Genomic DNA, 5,161 nt, shown 5'->3' on the forward strand with positions numbered 1-5,161 from the left:
GGGGAGCGCGCCGGGGCCGGGCGAGTCGAGCAGGGCACACAGGGCGACGGAGTCGCCGGCGGCGGTGAGCTGACGCGCCATCTCGTACGCGACCGTGCCGCCGAGTGACGCGCCGACGAGGAGGAATGGGCCGCCGGGGTGGACGGTGCGCGCGAGCGCGAGGTAGTGGCTGGCCATCGCTTCGATCGAGGCGTGCGGCGGCTCGTCGCTGTCGAGGCCGCGCGCGGCGAAACCGTACATCGCGCGCTCGCCGTCGATCGCGCGTGCGAGGTCGCGGTAGCTGAGCGCGCTGCCGCCGCCGCCATGGATGAAGTAAATGGGTGACTTGGGGCCCGCTTGCAGGCGGATCAGACAGCTCGTGGCGGTGTCGTCGGCGAGCCGGGCGGCGAGCTCGCTCACGCTCGCGGCCTCGGCGAGCGACTTGAGCGCGACCGGCCGGCTGAGCGCGGTCTCGAGCCGCGACCGCAGCGTGACGAGGCGGAGCGAGTTGCCGCCGAGCGCGAAGAAGTTGTCGTGCCGGCTGACCTGCTGGAGGCCGAGCAACTCCTCCCACAGAGCGGCGAGGGTCTGCTCGATCTCCCCCTGGGGTGGCTCATAGGCCCGACGTGCGTAAGCCGCGTCGCCGGGTGCGGGCAAGGCCTTGCGGTCGAGCTTGCCGTTGGGCGTCAGGGGCAACGCGTCCAACGGCACGAAGGCCGCCGGAACCATGTAGTCGGGGAGGCAGGCACTGAGGTGGGAACGCAACGTTGCGGCCAGCTCACCAGAGACGGCCGTGTCTTCGGGTGCAGTAGTGAGATAGGCGACGAGGCGTTTGTCGCCGGGGACGTCTTCGCGGGCGAGGACGATGGCCTCGCGCACCACCGGATGTTCCGCCAGGCGCGCTTCGATCTCGCCGAGCTCGATGCGAAAGCCGCGGATCTTGACCTGGTGATCGTTGCGGCCCAGGAACACGAGGTTGCCATCCGGCAGGTAGCGGGCCAGGTCGCCGGTCTTGTACATGCGTGCCCCGGGCTCGGCACTGAACGGATCGGGCAGGAAACGTTCGGCGGTGAGATCGTCACGGCGGAAGTAGCCCGCGGCGAGACATTCGCCACCAATGTAGAGGTCCCCGCGTGTGCCGGAGGGCACCGGCTCAAGACTTTCGTCCAGTACGTAATAGCGGGCGTTTTGGATGGGACGCCCATAAGGGATGCTGATCCACGCCGGATCGATCGCATCCACGGGATAGTAGTTGGACCACACCGACGCCTCGGTGGCGCCGCCAAGCCCGATCATCCTGCAGTTTGGCAGGTGCCGAGCGATCGTGGCATGGAATTCCAGGGGGATCCAATCGCCGCTGAAAAAGGCAAGACGTAACGTCGGAGCCGACTCGAGCTTGCTGAGATCGAGGAACGGAATCAGCTGCTGGAAAACGGCCGGCGCCGAATCCCAGAAGGTGATGTCGGACTCCAGCAGCACCGCAGCCAGGGTTTCAGGGTCGGCCAGCTCCTCGCGCGTAGCGATGCGTATACAGCCGCCGGACGCCAGGATGCCGAAGATATCGTAGACAGAAAGATCGAACGACAGCGAACTGGTGAAAAACATGACGTCGCCACGGCCAACGGCGAACGTGCTGGCGATCCATTCGATCAGATTGACCACCGGCCGGTGCATACCCATCACCCCCTTCGGCCGTCCTGTCGAACCGGAGGTGTAGATGATGTACGCGAGGTCCTCGGATGCGATCGTAAGGCTCGGGTTGTGCTCCGGCGCATCGGTCGCCAAGAGGGCTGTTACATCGACCAGCGGATGGCTGGCACCCAGCGTCTGGTTGGCTACTTCCTTGGCGGCGGCATCACAAAGCACCAGTCGGGGCTGTGCGTCGTCGACAATAAAGCGCACGCGTTCTTCAGGGTAAGCGGGATCGACAGGAACGTAGGCGGCCCCCGCCTTGAGAATGCCCATGAGCGCGACGATGGATGCGCTCTCGCGCGTCACGCACGCGGCGACCCGATCACCCGGGACGACGCCGCGGGCGCGCAACGCGTGAGCCAGGCGGTTGGCCGATCGATTGAGTTCGCCATAGGTCATCACCCCATCGCGGCAACGAATGGCCTCGGCGTCGGGAATTGCCTCGCTGCGCGCTTCGAACAGACCATGCAGCGTTGCACCACGGTCGTAGCCAGCCCCGGTATCGTTCCACTGTTGCAGTAGTTGATGGCGTTCGGTCGCACTCAGTATCGGAATAGACTTCAGCGGCGACGCGGCGTCAGCGACCATCCCCGACAGCATGGCGACAAGATAGCCGCGATGGCGCACGATGGTGGCGTGATCGAACAAGGCGGTGGCATAGCGCAGGGAACCGATGATGCTGCCGTCGGCTTCGCCCAAGCCAAGCTCCAGATCGAACCTGACCCGATCGAAGGGCATGTCGACCGGTTCGGTGCGCAGGCCGGGGAGGTCGAACGATCCCGCCTCGTTGTTCTGCCAGGCGAACATGACCTGGAACAATGGCGTGTGATCCAGATGTCGCGCGGGCTGGACGACCTCCACGACCTGCTCGAAGGGTAGATCCTGGTGATCCTGGGCGGCTACGGTGGCCTGGCGTACCCGAGCCAGCAGCTCGGCCACGCTGGGGTTGTGGGACAGGTCGATACGCAGGGCCAGCGTGTTGACGAAGAAGCCAATCAGCGGCTCGATCTCGACGCGGTTGCGGTTGGCTGTGGGCGTGCCGATGACCAGATCGTCCTGACCGGACAGGCGGGCAAGGACGGCCGCCCACGCCGTCATCAGGGTCATGAACACCGTGGTGCCGTGCTGCTGACTGAAGCGCTTGAGCGCCAGGGTCAGGGCAGCATCCAGCTGGATGGGCACACTGGCGCCGACGAACGATTGCAGCGGCGGACGGGGTCGATCCGTGGGCAGGGTCAACAGGACCGGGGCATCGGCCAGCGTACGGCGCCAATAGTCGACTTGCGTGGCGAGCCGTTCGTCGACGAGCCATTGGCGTTGCCAGACGGCGTAATCGGGGTACTGGATGGTCAGCGGTCCAAGCGGATCGGCCTGTCCTTGCATGAAGGCGGTGTAGAGCGCACTGAGCTCACGGATCAGCACTCCGATCGACCAACCGTCGGAGACGATGTGATGCTGGGTAAGCAGGAAGACATGCTCATGCTCGGCCAAGCGGACGAGGCGGGCACGGATCAAGGGGCCCCGTGCGAGATCGAAGGGGGCGCCGACTTCTTCCTCACACAGGTGTCGAAGGGATGCGTGAGGATCGCTCGCGTCCTGCAGATCATGTTGGCGCAGTGGCAAGCCGAGGGTCGGTGACAGCAATTGGATGCAGGGTTGACCCTCGGTCGACATGAAGACCGTGCGCAAGCCCTCGTGCCGAGCCCACAACGTATCCAGACTGCGTTGCCACGCCGGGATATCCAGTGGGCCGTGCAGGTGCATGGCCATCGGGATGTGATAGGTGACACTGATGCTTGCATCGAGCTGGGCGAGGAACCACAAACGCTGCTGCGCGAACGACAGCGGGAGCGCGCCGGCGCGCTCGACGCGCGGGATCGCGCGATCCTCGGTCGGCGAGATCGTCGCGATCTTCGCCGCGAGGTCGCGGATCGTCGGCGCCTCGAACAGCGCGCGGACCGGCAGCTCGATCGCGAGCGCCGCGCGCAGCCGCGATACGACCTGGGTGGCGAGCAGGGAGTGGCCGCCGACCTCGAAGAAGCTCTCGATCACGCTGATCCGCTCGATGCCAAGCACGGCCGCCCACACCGCGGCGACCTGCGCTTCGAGCACGGTGTTTGGCGCGACGTATTCGCTGTGATCCTCGTCGGGCCTGGGCAGCGCCTTGCGATCGACCTTGCGGTTCGGCGACAGCGGGATCGCGGGCAGGACCACGATCGCCGCCGGGATCATGTAGTCGGGCAGGCGGGCGCGCAGGTGATCTTTGATCGCCGCGGTCGTCGGCGCCGCGTCGGTGCACGTCACGTAACCGACAAGGCGCGGCGCGCTGCCGTCGTGGCGGACGATCACCGCTGCCTCGCGGATCGCGGGGTGACTGCCGAGCGCGGCCTCGATCTCGCCCAGCTCGATGCGGTAGCCGCGCAGCTTGACCTGATCGTCGGCGCGGCCGAGGAACACGAGCTCGCCGGTCGCGAGGTACTTCACGCGATCGCCGGTCTTGTACATGCGCTCGCCGGCGCCGGCAAACGGATCGTCGACGAAGCGCTCGGCGGTGAGTTCGTCGCGGCCGAGGTAGCCGCGCGCGACGCCGGCGCCGGCGATCCACGCCTCGCCGGGCACACCGATCGGCACCGGCTGACGATCGGCGTCGAGGATGTAGATCCGCACGTTGGCGATTGGCCGGCCGATCGACGGCAAGGTGTCCCACGTCGATGGTGCGCCGGTGAGCGGGAGCTCGCTCGCGAGGTGGGTCTCGGTCGGCCCGTACTGGTTGTACAGCCGGCACGCCGGGAGCTGGGTGAACAGCGCGGTGATCGCCGGCGTGATCCGGAGCTGCTCGCCGGCGGTGATCACCTCGCGGAGCGCGAGACCCGCCGCGGGTTGGCCGTGCGCGGCCTCGGCGAGCTGATGCAAGGCGACGAACGGCAGGAACAGGCGCTCAACGCGCGCGGTAGCGAGCCGGCGGAGCAAGGCGTCGGGATCGCGGCGCTCGTCCTCACTGGCGAGCACGAGGCAGCCGCCGTTGGCCCAGGTCGCGAACAGCTCCTGAAACGACACGTCGAAGCTCGGCGAGGCGAACTGCAAGCTGCGCATCGGCTCGGGCGAGCGCGCGGCCTGCCACGTGATCAAGTTGACCACCGCGCGGTGCGGCATCGCCACGCCCTTGGGCGTGCCGGTCGATCCGGACGTGTAGATCACGTACGCGAGATCGTCGGCGCTCGCCGTCCGGCGCTCGGACACGCGATCGATCGGCGGCGGGGCCTCGACGAGCAGGATCTCGGCGGCGCACGCCGGCAAGCTGGCCGCGACGGCCGATTCGCTGATCAAGACCCGCGCCGCGCAATCGCGGATCATGAACTCGAGCCGATCGGCGGGGTACGACGGATCGAGCGGCACGTACGCCGCGCCGGCCTTGAGCACGGCGAGCACCATCGTCGGGAACGCCACGCCGCGCGACAGCGCGAGCGCGACCCGCGCGCCGGGCCCGCAG

Annotated in this window: 1 protein-coding gene; it reads right to left on the bottom strand. The window is 67.4% G+C overall.

The window, feature by feature from the left end; all coding sequences use genetic code 11:
* On the bottom strand, window positions 1–5,161 hold a 5,161-nt coding region (locus QQJ96_RS22185), incomplete at both ends, for a non-ribosomal peptide synthetase (protein ID WP_284334224.1).

The organism is Dyella flagellata (genome assembly GCF_030160275.1).
Classification (GTDB): domain Bacteria; phylum Pseudomonadota; class Gammaproteobacteria; order Xanthomonadales; family Rhodanobacteraceae; genus Dyella_B; species Dyella_B flagellata.